The following is an 18,783-nucleotide window of genomic DNA, read 5'->3' on the forward strand; positions in this document are numbered from 1 at the left end:
TAAATTTGACTGAACTTTGAGCGGATCCTCGATGAGCAAAACGAACCCCCTTAAATATGCGGCAGTGGCCGACATCATGGAACAACATGAGCTGATGGCCAGCGCAGTAGAGGCCCATGGTGTGATCTGCGGTCTGGTGTGCGGCGGTGTGGCACTAGACGACAAGAGTTGGGTGCCCCATTTCAACGATCTGGTGAACGACGGTTTCGGCCTGCCGGCCCCGGTGCGCCAGGTGATGACCGATCTTTATCACAATGTAGTCGAGAGCCTGATGGCCCAGAAGGGCGTCGAGCTGCTACTGCCAAGTGATGATGCTCCCCTCGATGAGCGCATCGATTCGCTGGTGGACTGGTCACAGGCATTTCTGGCCGGTTTTGGCGTGGTGCAGCAGGAGCTCTCCCGCGCGTCTGAAGAGCTGCAGGAGATGATCCAGGATATCGCCAGCATCACTCAGGTCTCCGCCGAGTTCGATCAGGAAGATGACGAGAACGAAGCCTCTTTCCTGGTGCTCTACGAACACGTCAAACTGGGGGTCATGATGGCCTTCGAAGAGTTTGGCAAGCGCCCCGATACCCCGAGTGCACCACCGACTCTTCATTAAGGTGCGGGTCAACGCGACCCTTACTGAATCTGCAAGAGCGCCTGATGGCGCTCTTTTTTATTTCCTTGTGGTAGCTAACCCTGTGAGGCGCAACCGGTTTTTTGCCGATGACCTCGCATTCGGCCAGCGGCTTTGTGATAGCATGAGGCCACCTTTTTCACTTCTTCCTCTCTGCTTATGTCTCAATCTGATGTGCGACAGGTCGATGTCACCCTGGTCGGCGGTGGAATGAGCGGCGCCGTGCTGGCCCTCTCGCTGGCAGCCCTGCTTCGATCCGATGGCTCCCCCCTCGAGATCCTGCTGCTGGAGGCAAGCGTCCCCGAACAGCACACCCATTCAGGGTTCGACGCCCGCGCCATTGCGCTCTCGGCCGGTACCTGTGATGCGCTGTTGCGACGCGGACTCTGGCCGCTGTTTGCCCCCCATTGCGCCCCCATTACCCAGATTCATGTCTCGGATCGGGGCCACTTCGGTCAGGCTCGCCTGTCGGCTGCCGAATACGGTCTGCCCGCGCTGGGCCAGGTGATCGAGCTGGCAGCTGCCGGTCATGAGCTGCAACGGGCGATGGCGGCCTCTCCCAATATCCGGGTCTGCTGTCCGGCTCGGGTGAGCGAGATTGCGCCCGATGAGGAGAAGGTGACCCTCACCCTCGAGAGCGGTGAACAGATTGAGACCCGCCTGCTGGTGGCGGCAGACGGCGGCAACTCCTTTGTGCGTCAGCACTTCAAGTTGCCGGTGACCCGCCACGACTTTGAGCAGCACGCCATCATCGCCACGGTCAAAACGGCGCAAGACCCTGAGGGACGCGCCTTCGAGCGTTTTACCGAAGGGGGGCCGCTGGCCCTGCTGCCGATGCAGGAGGGGCTATCCTCGCTGGTATGGAGCGTCGGGCAGCATGAGGTGGATGAGCTGACGGCCCTCGATGAGGCGGCGTTTCTTGCCCGTCTGCAGCAGGCCTTTGGCTGGCGGCTTGGTCGCTTCGAGCGATGCGGCGTGCGTAACGTCTATCCGCTCATTCTGACCGCCTGCGACTACCCGCTGGCCCAGCGCACCGTGCTGGTCGGTAATGCCGCCCACGCCCTGCACCCCATTGCCGGACAGGGCTTCAACCTCGGGATGCGGGATCTCGACCTGCTTACCGGCGCCGTAGCCAAGGCGTTGGCAGAGGGGGAGGATATCGGCAGCTTCAAGGTGCTGAGCGGCTACTGGCAGCAGCGTCAGCGCGATCAGGAGCAGACCGTCTGGCTCACCTCTTCGCTGGCCCAGCTCTTCTCCAATGGTCACGATCCGCTGGTGGCGGGGCGCAATCTGGCGCTCACCCTGATGGGGCGATTCCCGTGCCTCAAGGCGCCGCTTGCCTCGCGCACCCTGGGCTTTGTCGCTGATGTGTGCGGCAACTAGCCAGCACTTGTTGAGTGGAACCTGTTGACCACCATTCGTTGATCAAAACCTATTGAATAAAGAGGTGATGCCTGCGGGCGTCACCTCGCTGGCCAGTCGGTCAGCCCTGAAAGGATGAGATGATGCAGATGCAAAATGTGGATGTGGTGATTGTCGGTGGCGGCATGGTGGGGTTGGGGCTCGCTGCGGCCCTGAAACATAGCGCCCTCAAGGTGCTGGTGGTGGAGGGGCAATTGCCCGACCCGCAGCTGGGGGAGGTGGCCGATAACCGGGTCAGCGCCCTGAGTCTGGCCAGCCAGCAGATCCTGCGCCATGTCGGCGCCTGGGACGGCATTGAAGCGCGCCGCCTGCAGGCCTACGACAAGATGGCGGTGTGGGAGCAGGACAGTTTTGGCCATATCGACTTCGATGCCGCCAGCCTGCGTCAGGCCAACCTCGGCCATATCGTCGAGAATCGGGTGATCCAGCTGGCGCTGCTTGAGGCAATTGAAGGTGCCAGCAATATCCAGTTGCTGACCCCCGCCAGAGCCAAGAGCCTGCAGAGCGGCCCGGCGGGCGCCCTGCTGCTCCTTGAAGATGGTCAGGCCATCTCGGCCAAACTGGTGGTGGCTGCCGATGGCGCCCACTCCTGGGTGCGCCGTCAGGCTGATATCCCGCTCACCAGCTGGGATTACGGTCACCACGCCCTGGTGGCGACGGTGCGCTGCGCCGAACCCCATGAAGCTGTTGCACGCCAGATCTTCACCCCGGATGGCCCGCTCGCCTTTTTGCCGCTGTGGCAAGAGAACCTCTGTTCCATCGTCTGGTCGCTGCCTGCGGCCCGCGCCGAGGTGCTCTGCACCTGCGATGACGAGCAGTTCAATCGCCAGCTTACCGCCGCCTTCGATGCCCGGCTCGGTCTGTGCAAGGTGGAGGGGCCGCGCAGCGCGATTCCTCTTACCGCCCGCTATGCCCGCGATTTTGCTCGCGAGCGGCTGGTGCTGGTGGGAGATGCCGCCCACACCATCCACCCGCTGGCGGGGCAGGGGGTCAACCTCGGCCTGCTGGATGCCGCCGCGCTGGCGGAGCAGATCTTGCAAAATCATGCCGCGGGTGAGGATATCGGCCTGCTCGCCAACCTGCGCAGCTACGAGCGCTGGCGCAAGAGCGAAGCGGCTCGCATGCTCGCTGCGATGGAAGGGCTCAAGCGGCTGTTCAGCGGGGCCAACCCGCTCAAGAAGCTGGTGCGAGGCGTCGGATTGCGCGCGGCCAATCTGCTGACGCCCTTCAAGGCGGGGGTGATCCGCGCCGCCATGGGGCTGGAGGGAGAGTTGCCCGCATTGGCCCGTCCTGACTGGGCTGTTGCTGCGACCAAGGGCAGTGCCATGCAGGCCAAGGGTGAAAAAAACTAATATTACTCGCCGTTTTTGACAACAAAAGTAATCCGACAAGGCTGATGACCCGTTTTGGGTGTCAGCCTTTAATTTTGCTCTGGAGCGAAACGTTTTTCTGCAAATTGTGACGAAACGGTAAAAATCAAAATTTAATCTCGCCTGAGTCGGCTTATGGCTGTTTTTATCACTGCATTTATCTTAGTGTCTGGAGTCGGTTTTACGGGAGGGGATTAGTTTTTTTTGAGCGGCACGCTCGCCTGCTTGTCATATAATCCGCTCCGTTCAAGGAATCCCTCTTGCCTGGCAAGGGCAGGAGCGAGCACACACTTTTGGATCCGGTCGCTTTTTGCTGTACGTAGTGCAGTCAGAGCGGTGGCACGGATCGCAAGGGTGGTCGCCAAAGCGAAAAGGCTTTTTGCTAAGGAAAGAATGCGATGATCCAGACTACTGTACTGCATCCCAAACACCTGGAAGCCGGCGCCAAGATGGTGGACTTCCACGGTTGGGAAATGCCCATCAACTACGGCTCCCAGCTGGAAGAGCACCACGCGGTGCGCAGCGATGCCGGTATGTTCGATGTCTCCCACATGACCATCGTCGATTTGACCGGCGAACGGGTTAAAGCCTTTCTGCAACACCTGCTGGCCAATGACGTGGCCAAACTCACTGCCCCCGGCAAGGCCCTTTACAGCGGCATGCTCAATCCGGAAGGCGGCGTGATCGATGATCTCATCACCTATTACCTAACCGATACCTTCTACCGGCTGGTGGTCAACTCCGCTACCCGCGAGAAGGATCTGGCCTGGATCCGCCATCACGCCATCGATTTCGACATCACAGTGACCGAGCGTCCGGAGCTTGCGATGATTGCGGTGCAGGGCCCCAACGCCAAGGTCAAGGCTGCGGCCGTGCTGAGCGCCGCTCAGCGTACCGCCGTGGTGGGGATGAAACCCTTCTTCGGCGTGCAGGCTGGCGATCTCTTTATCGCCACTACCGGCTACACCGGCGAAGATGGTTATGAAATCGTAGTGCCGCAAGAGAAAGCCTGCGAGCTGTGGCAAGCGCTGCTGGATAACGGCGTCGCCCCGTGTGGTCTCGGTGCTCGCGATACCCTGCGCCTCGAGGCGGGGATGAACCTCTACGGTCAGGATATGGACGAGTCAATCTCTCCACTCGCCGCCAACATGGCCTGGACCATCGCCTGGGAGCCGAGCGATCGCAATTTCATCGGCCGTGATGTGCTGGAAGCACAGAAAGCGGCGGGCAACCAGCCCAAGCTGGTGGGGCTGGTGATGGAAGAGAAAGGGGTGCTGCGTGCCGGTATGCCGGTCACCTTCACAGCGGCAAACGGTGAGAAGCGGGAAGGTGTGATCACCTCCGGCTCTTTCTCCCCCACCCTGGGCTACAGTATTGCCCTGGCACGGGTGCCCCGCGATATCGGTGAATTGGCCGAGGTGGAGATCCGCAAAAAGCTGGTCACCGTGAAGGTCACCAAGCCCGCTTTCGTCCGTAACGGCCAGAAGCTGGTTTAATACCGTTTTGGGGGAGGGCAGTGCCTCCCCCATCCCTTTTCATATTCGTTTTTAAACGCGACTCAAAGATCAAAGGAAGCACAAATGAGCCATATCCCGAGCGAACTGAAATATGCCACTTCCCACGAGTGGATCCGTGTTGAAGCCAACGGCGAGGCCGTGGTCGGTATCACCGAGCACGCCCAGGAGCTGCTGGGTGACATGGTGTTTGTCGAGCTGCCGGAAGTGGGCAAGCAGGTCAGCGCCGGAGACGACTGCGCCGTGGCCGAGTCGGTCAAGGCCGCCTCCGATATCTACAGCCCGGTGAGCGGCGAGATCATCGCCGTCAACGAAGAGCTGGAAGGGAGCCCCGAGCTGGTCAACTCCGACCCCTACAGCGCTGGCTGGCTGTTCCGCATCAAGCTCGATGACGAGAGCGAGCTGGCCAACCTGCTGGATGCCGAAGGCTACCAGAACGTGGTGGACGAAGAGTAATGCCCCCGGGCCCTGCCAACACAGCAGGGCCCCTTTGTATGACCGCCAGCCGGGCAAGCACCGGCTGGTGGAAGGGTGAAGTCGTCCGCGCCTGCCGTTTGCTTGCCTGCTTTTGCCAGGGCAAACGGGCCGGTTCGCAACAAGGCGATCCCCTCTTGATGCTGCCGCAGCATCCGGTGCCGCACCCTGTCTGCGGGACCCAGAACATGAGTGGAGTCGGTATCAGCCGACGATCAGGAACATCAGGTCTTGGTTATCAGGATGTCATGCCAGGACTTATTTATCAGGAAATAGGGAAATGACCCAGTCACTGTTTGAACTCGAACAAAAACACGATTTTGTCCGCCGCCATATCGGCCCGGGCGATGAAGAGCTGCGCCAGCTGCTGGCGACTGTCGGGGCCGAGAGTCTGGACGATCTGATTGCCCAGACCGTGCCCGCCGCCATTTGCCTGCCGGGTCCGCTGGGGATCGGTGCCGGCATGACCGAAGTGGAGGCGCTGGCCAAGCTCAAGGTCTATGCCGCTCAGAACAAGATTGCCAAGAGCTACATCGGCATGGGTTATCACGATACCCATGTGCCCCACGTCATTTTGCGCAATGTGCTGGAAAATCCGGGTTGGTATACCGCCTACACCCCCTACCAGCCCGAGCTGGCGCAGGGCCGTCTCGAAGCCCTGCTCAACTTCCAGCAGCTGACGCTGGATCTCACCGGCATGGATCTGGCCAGTGCCTCCCTGCTGGATGAAGCGACCGCCGCCGCCGAGGCGATGGCGCTGGCCAAGCGGATGGCCAAGTCCAAATCCAACCTCTTCTTCGTGGCCGATGATGTGCACCCGCAGGTGATCGACGTGGTCAAGGAGCGCGCGGTCCACTTCGGTTTTGACGTGGCGGTTGGCGCCGCGAGCGACGCAGTGAGCGAAGAGGTGTTCGGTGCCCTGTTCCAGTACCCCACCACCACAGGTGAGGTGAAAGATTTGCGTGCCCTGATTGCCGCGGTACAGGCCCAGAAAGGGCTGGCCTGCGTCAGCGCCGATCTGCTCTCTCTGCTGCTGCTCAAATCCCCGGGCGAGCTGGGGGCCGACGTGGTGTTGGGCTCCGCCCAGCGCTTTGGTGTGCCCATGGGCTACGGTGGCCCCCACGCCGCCTTCTTCGCCACCCGCGATGCCTACAAGCGCTCCATGCCGGGCCGCATTATCGGTGTCTCCAAGGATGCCCGCGGCAAGGCCGCACTGCGCATGGCGATGCAGACCCGCGAGCAGCATATCCGCCGCGAGAAGGCCAACTCCAACATCTGTACCGCTCAGGTGCTGCTGGCCAACATGGCGAGCTTCTACGCTGTCTACCATGGCCCGGTAGGGCTGAAAACCATCGCCTCCCGCGTGCACCGTCTCACTACCATTCTGGCGCTTGGCCTCAAGGCCAAGGGGGGGGCCCTCAAGCATGCCAGCTGGTTCGATACCCTGACCGTGCTGACGGCAGATAAAGCAGCACTTATTGCCAAGGCTGAAGCTAATGGCATCAACCTGCGCGCGGATCTCGACGGTGCGGTAGGGGTGTCACTCTCTGAAACCACCACCCGCGCTGATGTGGCCGAGCTGTTCGATCTCTTCCTCGGTCAAGGCCACGGCTTGGATATCGAGGCCCTCGACAAGGCGGCGCAGGCCCATCACGCCATCCCGCAGGATCTGCTGCGCACCGACGCCGTGCTGACCCACGAGGTGTTCAACAAGTACCACTCCGAAACCGAGATGCTGCGTTATATCCACCGTCTCGAAGCCAAGGATCTGGCGCTCAACTACGCCATGATCTCCTTGGGCTCCTGCACCATGAAGCTCAATGCTACCGCCGAGATGATCCCGGTGACCTGGCCCGAGTTCGGCAAGTTGCACCCGTTCGCCCCGCTGGCACAGGCCAAGGGCTACCAACTGCTGCTGGCCGACCTCGAAAACTGGCTGGTGAAGGTGACCGGTTACGATGCGGTCTGCATGCAGCCCAACTCCGGGGCGCAGGGCGAGTACGCCGGTCTCTTGGCCATCAAGAAGTACCACGAATCCCGCGGCGAGGGGCATCGCGACATCTGCCTGATCCCAGCTTCTGCCCACGGCACCAACCCGGCCTCTGCCCAGATGGCGGGGCTCAAGGTGATCGTCACCGCCTGTGACAAGTCCGGCAACGTAGATCTCGACGATCTGCGTGCCAAGGCGGCCGAGGCGGGGGATCAGCTCTCCTGTCTGATGGTGACCTACCCCTCCACCCACGGGGTGTACGAGGAGACCATCAAGGAGGTGTGCGACATCGTTCACCAGCACGGTGGTCAGGTCTATCTGGACGGCGCCAACATGAACGCGCAAGTTGGATTGACGGCACCGGGCTTTATCGGGGCGGACGTATCTCACCTCAACCTGCACAAGACCTTCGCCATTCCTCACGGCGGTGGCGGCCCGGGCATGGGCCCCATCGGCGTGAAGAAACATCTGGCACCGTTCGTGGCCGGTCACGCCGTGGTCAAGACCGACAAGGAGAGCCGTGACAATGGCGCCGTGTCGGCGGCACCGTTCGGCTCGGCCAGCATCCTGCCCATCAGCTGGATGTATATCGCCATGCTGGGTGACGAGGGGCTGAAGAGATCCACTCAGGTAGCGATCCTCAACGCCAACTATCTGGCCAAGAAGCTGGGGGAATCCTTCCCGGTGCTCTATTCCGGGCGCAACGGTCGGGTAGCCCACGAGTGCATTCTGGATATCCGCCCGCTCAAGGAGGCTTCCGGCATCAGCGAGATGGACGTGGCCAAGCGGCTGATGGACTACGGCTTCCACGCACCGACCATGAGCTTCCCGGTAGCGGGTACCCTGATGGTCGAGCCGACAGAGTCGGAATCCAAGCGCGAGCTGGATCGCTTCGTCGAGGCGATGACCTCCATCCGCGCCGAGATTGCCAAGGTGCAGGAGGGGCAGTGGAGCCTCGCCGATAACCCGCTGGTCCATGCGCCGCACACTCAGGATGACGTGATGGATGCAGAGTGGTCCCGTGGCTACAGCCGCGCCGAGGCGGTCTTCCCGTCCGACACCGTGCGCGCCAGCAAGCTGTGGCCATCTGTGAACCGCATCGACGATGTGTATGGTGATCGAAACCTGTTCTGCGCCTGCATTCCGACCGAGGATTACGCCAAGTAAGTGGCGTCCAGGAGCAACAGTTAAGCCGTATAAACAACAGGGCCACCCAGACGGGTGGCCCTTCGTTTACATGGACTTTATCTGCATGCTGCTATCCGAATGTCCGGCTTAGGTCCTTGAGCTGGCTCGCTTTGCTCTGCAAGTTGGCACTGGTTTTACTGACCTGATCGATTTTGAGGCTGTTATCGTGAGAAAGTGAGGATATCTGATTGATATTACGACAGATCTCCTCGATCACCGCTTGCTGCTGAGTCGCTGCAGCGGAAACTTGATTGGAAAAATCAGAGACCTTGTCTATTTCGATCACGACCTGATTCAGGTTGCCGGTGCTTGCCCGAGTGGTTGCGAGGCAATCATTGGTTCTGGTCACATTGAGATGCATCATCTCTTTCCATCCCCCGAGGGTTTGCTGGATATGACCAATGCTGCTCTGGATCTGCTCTGTTGCTCTATGGGTTCTGGTCGACAGGCTGCGTACCTCGTCAGCCACCACTGCAAAGCCGCGTCCCTGATCGCCCGCCCGCGCTGCTTCAATGGAGGCATTGAGTGCCAGCAGGTTGGTTTGATCCGCAATCCCGCGAATTTCACTCATGATGCTGCCGATCCGTTCGGACTCGCTTGCCAGCTCGACGGCTGACTGGAAGGCCTGCTCTGCCTGGGTAGCCAGTGCCGACATCTCTTCTCCCGCATCGGAAAGCTGATTGCTGGTGGTGATGCAATGGTTGCGCGCCTCTTCTATCTGCTGGTTGCTGTCCTGAATATTGCGGCTGATCTCTTCGGCAGCTGATGCCATCTGGGTAACTGCGGTGGCGACTTGCTGAATTTGCATATCCTGTGAGGAGATATCCCTGCTGGCCAGTGCGGCCGAACCACTCAAATTGTTGGCCATGGCATTGAGCGAGAGTGTGGTGTCATCGACTCTTCCCAGCACGGTACGGATTCTGGCTTGCCAGAGCTTGATATGGAAATCGGCAATGCTGTGGGGGGCATCCCCCGAGAAGATCAGGCGGCTGATGCTGTCGTAGTCCTGCTCAAGCTGTTGCAAGAATCGCGGTGTGAGGAAGAGCGCATTACGGTTGAACCAGAGGGTGGCCAATAGGGGAATGATGATCCAGAGCGCCTGCAGTGGTGTGAGCAGCCAGAGCGCGCTGATCACGCTGAGCAGCAGCAGGGGTATGGTCATGATGGCCGGAGTGAGCAGGCGCTGCCCCATGTGAATGGCGGAGCCGGTTTCGCGTGCCTTAAGGGTTTTGTACATCTTGTTGGCACGCGCTTTGTGCTCTGCGGAGGGTCGGCAACGAACGGATTGGTAACCCACCATCTTGCCATCTTCATAGATCGGGGTGACATAGGCATCAACCCAGTAATAGCTACCATCCTTGCAGCGGTTTTTGACTATGCCCCGCCACGGCTTGCCCGCTTTTAGATGGGCCCAGAGATCGGCGAATGCCGCCTTGGGCATGTCTGGGTGGCGTACCAGGTTGTGATGTTGTCCCAGCATCTCTTCAAGGCTATAGCCTGCCACCTGACAAAACGCCGGATTGGCGTAGGTGATGTCTCCTTTGAGATCGGTGGTCGATACCAACTGGACGTTGTCGGTAAATTCAACTTCGGTATCTGTAGTGTGAGGTGTGTTGGTTACCATGATCAGGCTCCGGTTTTACCATAACGGAATGCATCGTCTGAGTATGGCAGAGGCTGCTCATTTTATTGTGTTGTTGCTCATTAACTGTTCTGCGCCTAGCAGGGGCATCTACACATCTTCCATCGCAACGGTTTGGCGGGGGACGCAAGCCAAGTAACATCGCATGAGTTATAGCCACGCAGCGATACAGGTAAGGCAATTAAGTTGGGGGCGATTTTATGGAATTATGACGGCACCCTGGTCAATTCGGTGCCGCAGAATATCGATATCGCCAAGCAGATCCTGGCTGAGGTCGCCCCCCATCTGACCGGCGATCAGTTACCTCGTTATCTGCGCAGCGAAGCGGAGTATCACCACGCCAATCACGCCGCCAAGAACTGGCAGGCGCTCGATATGGATTAGTACGGCCTGTCGCGGGACGAGCCTAGTGCAGGCTGGCAGTCTGTGAGCCAAACATCAGGAGAGACAGGGACTTAGGTGCATTTTTTAGTAGCTGGAGGTGGTGATTGACCATTTCTCTGCCATTTCCCATGGCATTTGTTCGAAAAACGCCTAAAAAACCTTCTCCGGGTGCTTGAACTGCATGGCGTGAACAGCCGGTTCAAGGCTGTGGTCGGCTATGATGACGTGCCCGGACTGCAGCAAAAACCTCATCCTTTCGGTGGCCTCAAATGTCTGGAGTCTATCTTCGGCCCAGCCTGGTGCCAGTCGCTGATCTATATCGGTGACCATGAAGCGGATGTGCAGTTTGCCCGTCATTTGCAAGGGGCGCTTGGCGAGCAGAGCCGCGCGACCCCGGAGCGCTGGGAACACCAACCCGACCATATCGTCTGTGACGTCGAGGATCTGCTCACCATCGTCGGGCAATATCTGTAACGCCGGTTGCAGATTGTCATACGGAACATGCAAAACGCCGATCTGTTGATCGGCGTTTTGTCTATGTGAAGCCTGATGGTTTCACACTCAGCTGGCTTAACACTCTGCCTGCTTAAAAATGGGTGGTTTAAAACAGCAGTTGCGTCAGGTAGCCCATCAGGATCGCCATGCCGAGGATCACGGTAAGGAAGGACGCAATCATCGGGGTTCTGAACATGGATTTGAGCAGGATCACCTCGGTCAGGCTGGCGCCGGCACTGCCGATGATCAGCGCCATGACGGCGCCCATCCCCATCCCTTTGCCCAGCAGTACCGACGCCAGCGGGATCACGGCCTCGGCACGGATGTAGAGCGGGATCCCGACGATGGCGCTGAAGGGGATGGCCAGCGGGTTGTCGGCGCCAGCATGGGCGGCGATCCACTCGGCCGGAATAAAACCGTAAATAAACGAGCCGATGAGCACCCCCAGCAGCAGGAAGGGCAATACCGCTTTGAACTGCTGCCAGGCATCAATGCGAGCTTTGCCCCAGGCGGTGGGGAGCTGTGGTGCTCTGGTCAGGACTGCCGTGCCATCGCCGCAGCAGGAGAGGGTTGCCTGTTCTGCCATCTCTGGTTGCGGAGCCGGGCAGCACGCTGCCCCGTTGAGGGGTTTGATTGCGCGAATGGCACTGCGTTGGTTGTCACTGCAATGTGCTTGAGTTGTGGTGCGGGTCGCCAGGCCACAGCCGCTACCGCAAGAGGGGGTGGCCTCTTTGGGGTCGATGACATGTCGCTCGAACCCGAGCCTGTCGAGCAGCATGCTCGCCATGACGGAGACGCTGGCGGCGATTACGGCGTAGAGCAGGGTCACTTTCCAGCCGAAGGTGGCCCACATCAAGCCGACGATGATGGGGTTCAGCAGTGGCGAGATAAACAGGAAGGTGAGAGTGGGGCCAAAGCCAGCCTTGGCCGAGAGCAGCCCTCTCAGCATGGGGATGGTGGAGCAGCTGCAAAAGGGGGTGACGGCACCGAGCAGGGCCGAGAGCAGATAGCCCTTGCCATGTCTCGCCCCCAGCATCCGCTGGATCTTCTCGTCGGGGATCTTCTGACGGATCAGGCTGACCCCGGCGCTAATGACCAGAAACAGCACCGACAGCTCGACAGCCAGAAACAGGAACATCTGGGCTGCATCGGTCAGCATGGTTAACCACTCATTCATTGTCGTATCCTCACTTGGTTTCTATATTTCCAAAATAATCGAAATTAATGGTCGGTCAAGATATTTCTGGTATTATCGAAATATCAAATTCGTGGAGGGCGCAGAGATGCAACTAGAAGAGGTCGCCAAGGCATTGAAAGAGCTGGGTCATCCGACCCGGCTGTTTATCTTCAAGCATCTGGTCAAGGCGGGAGAGCAGGGGCTGCCAGTGGGGGAGCTGCAAAAGCAGCTGGTGATCCCCGCTTCCACCCTCAGCCACCATATCGCGGCGCTGGTCTCGGTGGGGCTGGTGAAGCAAAACCGGGAGAGTCGCACCCTGCTTTGCGTCTCTCAATACGCGGTGTTGGAGGAGATCATCGCCTTTTTCCGCGATGAGTGTTGCGTCAACAGCCCGGAGCATCGGCAAGATCAAAGGCAAGAGCTGCCTTCCTGAGGGCTATGGCTGCTAGTAGTGCGGTCAGTTGCGCTGCGCGCAATAAAAAAAACGCCGATCATCCGATCGGCGTTTTGCATTGTTTTTCTCAGCTACGGGCATTAACCCAGATTGGCTGCGACCTTGCTTTGAGCTTGTCCTTTGCGCTTGATGACAAAGCCAATGCCCAGTACCACCAGCCAGGCGGGGATCAGTTCGACCGAGATGCGGAAATCGGGGGTCATATACATGATCACCAGAATACCGGCCATGAACGCGAGGCAGAGGTAGTTGCCGAAGGGATACCAGAACGCCTTGAACTTGGGCTGGACGCCTTCCGCGACCTTGGCCTTGCGGAACTTGAGGTGCGCGAGGCTGATCATCGCCCAGTTGATCACCAGTGCGGAGACCACCAGCGCCATCAGCAGGCCGAACGCCTTGCCCGGCATCAGGTAGTTGATCAGCACGCAGAGCAGGGTGGCGATGGCCGAGACCGAGAGGGCAACCAGCGGTACGCCGCTCTTGTTGGTCTTGAGCAGGGCTTTCGGGCCGTTGCCCTGTTTGGCCAGACCGAACAGCATCCGGCTGTTGCAGTAGACGCAGCTGTTGTAGACCGACAGTGCTGCCGTCAGTACAACGATGTTGAGCACGGTCGCGACCAGATTGCTGTCCAGTGCGTGGAAAATCATCACAAACGGGCTGCCGCCTTCCACCACTTTACCCCAGGGGTAGAGGGACATCAGGATAGCCAGAGCACCGATGTAGAAGATGAGGATGCGGTAGATCACCTGATTGGTGGCCTTGGGAATGCTCTTCTCGGGATTGTCCGCTTCGGCGGCGGTAATACCGACCAGCTCCAGACCGCCAAAGGAGAACATGATCACCGCCATCGCCATCACCAGACCGCTGATGCCGTTGGGGAAGAAACCGCCCTGAGCCCACAGGTTGGTGACGCTCGCCTCGGGGCCGCCGGCACCGGAGAGGAGCAGATAGCCGCCAAAGCCAATCATGCCGATGATGGCGACCACCTTGATGATGGCGAACCAGAACTCCATTTCGCCAAACGCTTTGACGTTGGAGAGGTTGATGGCGTTGATCAGCACGAAGAAGAAGGCTGCCGACATCCAGGTCGGGATCTCGGGCCACCAGTACTGGACATAGATGCCCACTGCGGTCAGCTCGGCCATGCTCACCAGCACGTAGAGCACCCAGTAGTTCCAGCCGGACGCAAAACCGGCAAACTCGCCCCAGTATTTGTAGGCAAAGTGGCTGAAGGAGCCAGCTACCGGCTCTTCAACCACCATTTCACCGAGCTGGCGCATGATCAGGAAGGCGATAAAGCCGCCGATGGCATACCCCAGCAGGACTGAGGGGCCTGCCATCTTGATGGTTTGGGCAATGCCCAGAAAGAGGCCGGTGCCGATGGCGCCGCCCAAAGCAATCAACTGAATGTGGCGGTTTTTAAGGCCGCGCTTCAGCTCCTCACCGTCTTGTTTCAAATCCATGGGTCTGTCCTTACGTCTCTGTTGTCTCTGGTCGGTGTTGGGCTCATCCTGAGCAGGCCGCAGGCGTAGCCAAAACCTGACGAAAGCTGTATTTATTTCGTTACGCCATGCCATTTTCAATTTTTAGTGTTGGCTGGCAACCGAAGCAGAATAGTGATAATCCGCCATGAATGCACCTGTTTTCCATCTCTAATGGCCGTGTTTTGTACCAAAGGCAGCTTTTTCATGAGCTTAAGAGGCTTCTTGGCAGTTTCTGGTTGATGTTTGTGCAATCGAATTCTGTTTTATTGACATTTTGTATTGTTGGTGTGCTTTTGTGGTGCCAGGCCACAAATGGATGCAAATGATGCCAAACAAGCGAGAGTACAGGGAAGAGTGCAGGGAGTTGGAGTACAGAGAGCGCGAAAGCGTGCTGCAACAAGGGGTTGCCCGGGGTGTACTGGTGGCGCTCTGGTTAGGGATTGCCGCCAGTCCGCTGTTGTTGCTGGTGGCCGCGATTATGTTGCTGGGTTGGCTGTTACTCGGTGATCAGGAGTTGCTGCACTACTGGCAGTCGCTGTTGCTGGTGGGTGGGGTAACGGGGGCGCTCGTTGGCGGCTGGCTGGCGGAGCGGGTTCGCCTGCGCCACGGTTTGCTGGCCTTCTATGCCCGGTTGATGAACAACCCTGAGCTCAATCGTTAGTTAACGCTGGCTGTTTGCCGAGCGCAGCAGAACGGAATCGAATAGCGGCTAACTGGCAGCAGGTGACAAGGGCACAACGCCAAGGTCGACAAGAAGAGGGATAAGCATTTGTGGTGCTTATCCCTTTTTTATCCACGCTTTTCACTGTCATCTATGTGAATTGCAGTTCGCCACAGCTGACTTTCGCCGCGACACTGTAATTTTTATCTTTTGTTGATGCCGCTAGCTGTCAAGCTGGCTTAACAGAGCTGGCGGCGCAGACCGGTTGCCTCGAGGACCTTGGCGCTGATCTCCTCCACCGAGTGGGAGCTGGTATCGAGGAAGCGGATCGCCTCCTGGCGAAACAGTCGCTCCACGCAGGCCAGCTCCTGCTCGCACTGTTCGATGGAGGAGTAGCGGCTGTTGGCACGGCGCTGGTTACGGATCTCGTGCAGCCGCTGCGGCGCTATAGTGAGGCCAAACAGCTTGTGACGGTTGGCCTTGAGGGGGGCGGGCAGCTCCAGCATGCCCATGTCCTGCTCGATAAAGGGGTAGTTGGCGGCACGAATGCCGAACTGCAGCGCCAGATAGAGGCTGGTGGGGGTCTTGCCGCAGCGGGAGACCCCGATCAGGATGATGTCCGCCTCATCGTACTCCCTGGTGGTGATGCCATCGTCGTTGGCAAGTGCGAAGTTGACCGCCTCGATGCGATCGTCATAGAGCTTGCGGTTCTCCATGCCGTGGGTGCGGTGGAGGCGGGGCTCGGCTTTGACCCCCAGCTCCTGCTCCAGCGGGCTGACGAAGGTATTGAGAAAGTCGTGGCCGCACGCCTCCGATTTCAGTACCTCTTCCCGTACCAGCGGGTCGACGATGGTGTGAAACAGAATGGGGCGTACCCCGGTCTGGCGAAACTGCTCGTCGATCCGCATCCGTACCTGACGGGCTTTCTCCAGTGTCTCCACAAAGGGGATAGTGATCTGCTCGAAGGCCAGCGGAAACTGGCTCAGTACCGCGTGGCCGAACACTTCGGCGGTGATGGCGGTGCCGTCTGAAACATAAAATACGGTGTGCACGTAGGGCTCCTGTGATACCGCGGGTGGGGTCGCATGGGGTAAGGGGTGAGAAGTATCTCCCGAAACCATACCAGTTTTGTCAACCGGTCTGCTGTGCCCAAGTTGTGAAGTGGCTTGCAAACCTGAATCGTTATCTTTTTGTGTCGCCATTGTAGAATGTTCCGGTCATTCGACCATCCCCAACTCTTGCTCGGGGATTTTTTTGAAAACCAATAGAAAACGTTTTCATGGTCGTTAGCAACAAAAGAAACCGACAATAACGCACCTGACTTACCCATAACCTCATCGATTAAATCGGGCGCACGAGGTGCTATGGCATCGGTGCCCACCAACCTGGAGACATCCAAGTGCAACAGTACGTGCTCTGGTACGAACAACTCGGAATGCAGGACGTAGAACGAGTTGGCGGCAAGAACGCATCCCTTGGCGAGATGATCAGCAACCTCTCTGGCGCCGGCGTATCCGTGCCGGGGGGCTTTGCCACCACCGCCTTTGCGTTTAAGGAGTTTCTGGAGTCAAGCGGCCTCAACGGCAAGATCCACCATCTGCTCGACAATCTGGACGTGGACGATATCGCCGCCCTCAACCGGGCCGGTCAGCAGATCCGCGACTGGGTGATCGAAGCCCCGTTCCAGCCCGAACTGGAGCAGGCTATCCGGGTTGCCTATGAAAAGTTGAGTGCCGGTGTCGAGGCCTCGTTTGCGGTGCGCTCCTCCGCCACCGCCGAGGATATGCCAGACGCCTCCTTTGCCGGTCAGCAGGAGACCTTCCTCAACGTACGTGGCATCGATGCCGTCATGACGGCGGTCAAGCATGTGTTTGCTTCCCTGTTCAACGATCGCGCCATCTCCTATCGGGTGCATCAGGGCTACGACCACAAGGGCGTTGCCCTCTCGGCCGGGGTACAGCGGATGGTGCGCTCGGATCTCGCCGCCTCCGGCGTCATGTTTACCCTGGATACCGAGTCCGGTTTCAACGACGTGGTCTTTATCACCGGTGCCCATGGTCTTGGCGAGATGGTGGTGCAGGGCGCGGTCAACCCGGATGAATTCTATGTGCACAAGCCGACCCTCAAGGGGGGCCGCCCGGCGGTGGTGCGCAAGACCCTCGGCTCCAAGCTTATCAAGATGACCTACTCGGACGATGCCGGTCACGGCCGTCAGGTGAAGATTGTCGACACCAATGAGGCCGAGCGTAGCCGCTTCTGCATCAGCGATGAGGAGGTGATGGCGCTGGCGAAACAGGCCCTCATCATTGAGCAGCACTATGGCCGCCCGATGGATATCGAGTGGGCCAAGGATGGTCAGGATGGCCAGCTCTATATCGTGCAGGCCCGCCCGGAAACCGTGCGCAGCCGTCAGGAGGCCAACACCCTCGAGCGTTTTGCCCTCAAGCAAGCGGGCAAGGTGTTGATCGAGGGGCGTGCTATCGGTCACAAGATTGGCGCGGGCCCGGCGCGGGTCATCTCCTCCATCAGCCAGATGGACGAAGTGCAGCCCGGCGATGTGCTGGTCACCGACATGACCGACCCGGACTGGGAGCCCATCATGAAGCGGGCTTCCGCCATCGTCACCAACCGGGGTGGCCGCACCTGTCACGCCGCCATTATCGCCCGCGAGCTGGGCATTCCGGCAGTGGTAGGCTGTGGCAACGCTACCGATCATATTCAGCCGGGCCAGCGGATCACCGTCTCCTGTGCGGAAGGGGATACCGGTTTTATCTATGACGGCGAGCTGGACTTCGACGTGGCGGTGACCGAGGTGGGCAATATGCCGCGCCTGCCCATCAAGATCATGATGAACGTCGGCAACCCGGACCGCGCTTTCGACTTTGCCCAGTTGCCCAATGCCGGGGTAGGGCTGGCGCGCCTTGAATTCATCATCAACCGGATGATCGGCGTGCACCCCAAGGCCTTGCTGGAGTTTGACCTGCAAACCCCAGAGCTGCAGGCCACCATCGGCAAGATGATCGCCGGTTACGACAGCCCACGGGAGTTCTATGTGGCCAAGCTGACCGAGGGGATCGCCACTCTGGGGGCCGCCTTCTGGCCGGAGCGGGTGATCGTGCGGATGTCGGACTTCAAGTCCAACGAGTACGCCAATCTGGTGGGCGGTCGTGGCTACGAGCCCCACGAGGAGAACCCGATGATCGGTTTTCGTGGCGCATCCCGCTACATCGCCGACAGCTTCCGCCCCTGCTTTGCCCTCGAGTGCGAGGCGATCAAGCGGGTGCGCGATGTGATGGGGTTGACCAACGTCGAGGTGATGATCCCCTTCGTGCGCACCGTGGGCGAGGCGGAGCAGGTGATCGACATCCTGGCCGAGAACGGTCTGCGCCGCGGCGAGCGGGGGCTAAAGGTGATCATGATGTGCGAGATCCCGAGCAATGCCCTCCTGGCAGACAAGTTTTTGGAGCACGTGGACGGCTTCTCCATCGGTTCCAACGACATGACCCAGCTCACTCTTGGGCTGGATCGGGATTCCGGGCTCATCGCCCATCTGTTCGACGAGCGTAACGAGGCGGTCAAGGCTCTGCTGGCGATGGCTATTCAGGCCGCGCGCAAGGCGGGCAAGTACGTGGGGATCTGCGGTCAGGGCCCCTCCGATCATCCGGACTTCGCCGCCTGGCTGGTGGAGCAGGGGATCGACTCGGTGTCGCTCAACCCCGATACAGTTGTCGATACCTGGCTCTATCTGGCGGAGCAGCATGGCGCCAAGTAAGTCACTATCGACATGAGTGATTAGAAAGGGGGGCCTAATGGCCCCCTTTTGATCGCTATTTGTCCCGTCCTGAATATGGTTTACACCTTTCCCCCCAATACATGGAGAACCCGATGGGACAAGGTGTGAAACGAACA

At 59.3% G+C, this 18,783-nt stretch carries 17 protein-coding genes; 12 read left to right on the top strand and 5 right to left on the bottom strand.

Annotated elements, in window-relative coordinates:
• The first annotated feature begins 31 nt into the window (after window positions 1–31).
• The 3 genes from G5179_RS12530 (at window position 32) to G5179_RS12540 (ending at window position 3,393) form a co-directional block, all read left to right on the top strand.
• Complete coding sequence (locus G5179_RS12530; protein ID WP_005346580.1) at window positions 32–601, top strand: UPF0149 family protein; 570 nt, start codon at window positions 32–34, stop codon at window positions 599–601.
• A 177-nt stretch (window positions 602–778) separates the two neighbouring features.
• Window positions 779–2,002: a 2-octaprenyl-6-methoxyphenyl hydroxylase gene (ubiH, locus tag G5179_RS12535; protein WP_374860748.1), complete on the top strand. Its 1,224-nt coding sequence runs from the start codon at window positions 779–781 to the stop codon at window positions 2,000–2,002.
• 122 nt (window positions 2,003–2,124) lie between these two features.
• A complete protein-coding gene (locus G5179_RS12540; protein WP_421258483.1) occupies window positions 2,125–3,393 on the top strand; it encodes an FAD-dependent 2-octaprenylphenol hydroxylase in 1,269 nt (422 codons plus the stop codon).
• Window positions 3,394–3,605: 212 nt separating this feature from the next.
• Here G5179_RS12540 and G5179_RS12545 read toward each other — a convergent pair whose 3' ends face one another.
• The gene (locus G5179_RS12545) at window positions 3,606–3,833 is read right to left on the bottom strand and encodes a hypothetical protein (protein WP_216948418.1); all 228 of its coding nucleotides are present in this window, start codon (window positions 3,831–3,833) and stop codon (window positions 3,606–3,608) included.
• Between G5179_RS12545 and gcvT the strand changes: the two genes are divergently transcribed.
• The 4 genes from gcvT (at window position 3,810) to gcvP (ending at window position 8,556) form a co-directional block, all read left to right on the top strand.
• A complete protein-coding gene (gene gcvT, locus G5179_RS12550; protein ID WP_058056652.1) occupies window positions 3,810–4,907 on the top strand; it encodes a glycine cleavage system aminomethyltransferase GcvT in 1,098 nt (365 codons plus the stop codon). The two genes, G5179_RS12545 and gcvT, sit on opposite strands and share 24 nt — an antisense overlap.
• A gap of 84 nt (window positions 4,908–4,991) precedes the next feature.
• A complete protein-coding gene (gcvH, locus tag G5179_RS12555; RefSeq protein WP_005333898.1) occupies window positions 4,992–5,381 on the top strand; it encodes a glycine cleavage system protein GcvH in 390 nt (129 codons plus the stop codon).
• A 38-nt stretch (window positions 5,382–5,419) separates the two neighbouring features.
• The gene (locus G5179_RS12560; protein ID WP_421258479.1) at window positions 5,420–5,683 is read left to right on the top strand and encodes a hypothetical protein; all 264 of its coding nucleotides are present in this window, start codon (window positions 5,420–5,422) and stop codon (window positions 5,681–5,683) included.
• On the top strand, window positions 5,680–8,556 hold the full coding sequence (gene gcvP, locus G5179_RS12565; protein ID WP_421258480.1) for an aminomethyl-transferring glycine dehydrogenase: 2,877 nt from the start codon (window positions 5,680–5,682) through the stop codon (window positions 8,554–8,556). Before G5179_RS12560 ends, gcvP begins: the two co-directional genes overlap by 4 nt.
• 91 nt (window positions 8,557–8,647) lie before the next feature.
• Here the strand turns inward: gcvP and G5179_RS12570 are convergent, their stop codons facing one another.
• The gene (locus tag G5179_RS12570) at window positions 8,648–10,201 is read right to left on the bottom strand and encodes a methyl-accepting chemotaxis protein (protein ID WP_216953960.1); all 1,554 of its coding nucleotides are present in this window, start codon (window positions 10,199–10,201) and stop codon (window positions 8,648–8,650) included.
• A 204-nt stretch (window positions 10,202–10,405) separates the two neighbouring features.
• On the opposite strand from G5179_RS12570, the gene G5179_RS12575 reads away from it, so the two are divergent.
• Window positions 10,406–10,603: a hypothetical protein gene (locus G5179_RS12575; protein WP_323912128.1), complete on the top strand. Its 198-nt coding sequence runs from the start codon at window positions 10,406–10,408 to the stop codon at window positions 10,601–10,603.
• 135 nt (window positions 10,604–10,738) lie between these two features.
• The gene (locus tag G5179_RS12580; RefSeq protein ID WP_323912126.1) at window positions 10,739–11,077 is read left to right on the top strand and encodes an HAD family hydrolase; all 339 of its coding nucleotides are present in this window, start codon (window positions 10,739–10,741) and stop codon (window positions 11,075–11,077) included.
• Window positions 11,078–11,204: 127 nt separating this feature from the next.
• Here G5179_RS12580 and G5179_RS12585 read toward each other — a convergent pair whose 3' ends face one another.
• The gene (locus tag G5179_RS12585; RefSeq protein WP_421258481.1) at window positions 11,205–12,275 is read right to left on the bottom strand and encodes a permease; all 1,071 of its coding nucleotides are present in this window, start codon (window positions 12,273–12,275) and stop codon (window positions 11,205–11,207) included.
• A gap of 106 nt (window positions 12,276–12,381) precedes the next feature.
• Between G5179_RS12585 and G5179_RS12590 the strand changes: the two genes are divergently transcribed.
• Window positions 12,382–12,708, top strand: coding sequence for an ArsR/SmtB family transcription factor (locus tag G5179_RS12590; RefSeq protein ID WP_128815807.1), 327 nt, complete (start codon window positions 12,382–12,384; stop codon window positions 12,706–12,708).
• 101 nt (window positions 12,709–12,809) lie between these two features.
• Here the strand turns inward: G5179_RS12590 and G5179_RS12595 are convergent, their stop codons facing one another.
• Window positions 12,810–14,192 (bottom strand): amino acid permease, encoded by a 1,383-nt coding sequence (locus tag G5179_RS12595; RefSeq protein ID WP_005352966.1) that lies wholly within the window; start codon window positions 14,190–14,192, stop codon window positions 12,810–12,812.
• 385 nt (window positions 14,193–14,577) lie between these two features.
• Here G5179_RS12595 and G5179_RS12600 point away from each other — a divergent pair, with 385 nt between their 5' ends.
• Window positions 14,578–14,874: a hypothetical protein gene (locus G5179_RS12600; RefSeq protein ID WP_235664760.1), complete on the top strand. Its 297-nt coding sequence runs from the start codon at window positions 14,578–14,580 to the stop codon at window positions 14,872–14,874.
• Between the two features lie 239 nt (window positions 14,875–15,113).
• On the opposite strand, the gene ppsR is transcribed toward G5179_RS12600, so the two are convergent.
• The gene (gene ppsR, locus G5179_RS12605; protein ID WP_005333888.1) at window positions 15,114–15,926 is read right to left on the bottom strand and encodes a posphoenolpyruvate synthetase regulatory kinase/phosphorylase PpsR; all 813 of its coding nucleotides are present in this window, start codon (window positions 15,924–15,926) and stop codon (window positions 15,114–15,116) included.
• Window positions 15,927–16,273: 347 nt separating this feature from the next.
• On the opposite strand from ppsR, the gene ppsA reads away from it, so the two are divergent.
• Window positions 16,274–18,646, top strand: a complete 2,373-nt coding sequence (gene ppsA, locus G5179_RS12610; protein WP_421258482.1) for a phosphoenolpyruvate synthase — start codon at window positions 16,274–16,276, stop codon at window positions 18,644–18,646.
• Window positions 18,647–18,783 lie beyond the last annotated feature (137 nt).

This window comes from Aeromonas sp. 600886, assembly GCF_049174935.1.
Lineage (GTDB): Bacteria > Pseudomonadota > Gammaproteobacteria > Enterobacterales > Aeromonadaceae > Aeromonas > Aeromonas veronii_A.

What these genes read in the sequence shown, in the direction of transcription:
- G5179_RS12595 (WP_005352966.1), bottom strand. Translation starts at nt 14,192, where the DNA reads ATGGATTTGAAACAAGACGGTGAGGAGCTGAAGCGCGGCCTTAAAAAC.
- gcvT (WP_058056652.1), top strand. Translation starts at nt 3,810, where the DNA reads ATGATCCAGACTACTGTACTGCATCCCAAACACCTGGAAGCCGGCGCC.
- G5179_RS12585 (WP_421258481.1), bottom strand. Translation starts at nt 12,275, where the DNA reads ATGAATGAGTGGTTAACCATGCTGACCGATGCAGCCCAGATGTTCCTG.
- G5179_RS12560 (WP_421258479.1), top strand. Translation starts at nt 5,420, where the DNA reads ATGACCGCCAGCCGGGCAAGCACCGGCTGGTGGAAGGGTGAAGTCGTC.
- ubiH (WP_374860748.1), top strand. Translation starts at nt 779, where the DNA reads ATGTCTCAATCTGATGTGCGACAGGTCGATGTCACCCTGGTCGGCGGT.
- G5179_RS12540 (WP_421258483.1), top strand. Translation starts at nt 2,125, where the DNA reads ATGCAGATGCAAAATGTGGATGTGGTGATTGTCGGTGGCGGCATGGTG.
- G5179_RS12530 (WP_005346580.1), top strand. Translation starts at nt 32, where the DNA reads ATGAGCAAAACGAACCCCCTTAAATATGCGGCAGTGGCCGACATCATG.
- gcvP (WP_421258480.1), top strand. Translation starts at nt 5,680, where the DNA reads ATGACCCAGTCACTGTTTGAACTCGAACAAAAACACGATTTTGTCCGC.
- G5179_RS12545 (WP_216948418.1), bottom strand. Translation starts at nt 3,833, where the DNA reads ATGCAGTACAGTAGTCTGGATCATCGCATTCTTTCCTTAGCAAAAAGC.
- gcvH (WP_005333898.1), top strand. Translation starts at nt 4,992, where the DNA reads ATGAGCCATATCCCGAGCGAACTGAAATATGCCACTTCCCACGAGTGG.
- G5179_RS12570 (WP_216953960.1), bottom strand. Translation starts at nt 10,201, where the DNA reads ATGGTAACCAACACACCTCACACTACAGATACCGAAGTTGAATTTACC.
- G5179_RS12590 (WP_128815807.1), top strand. Translation starts at nt 12,382, where the DNA reads ATGCAACTAGAAGAGGTCGCCAAGGCATTGAAAGAGCTGGGTCATCCG.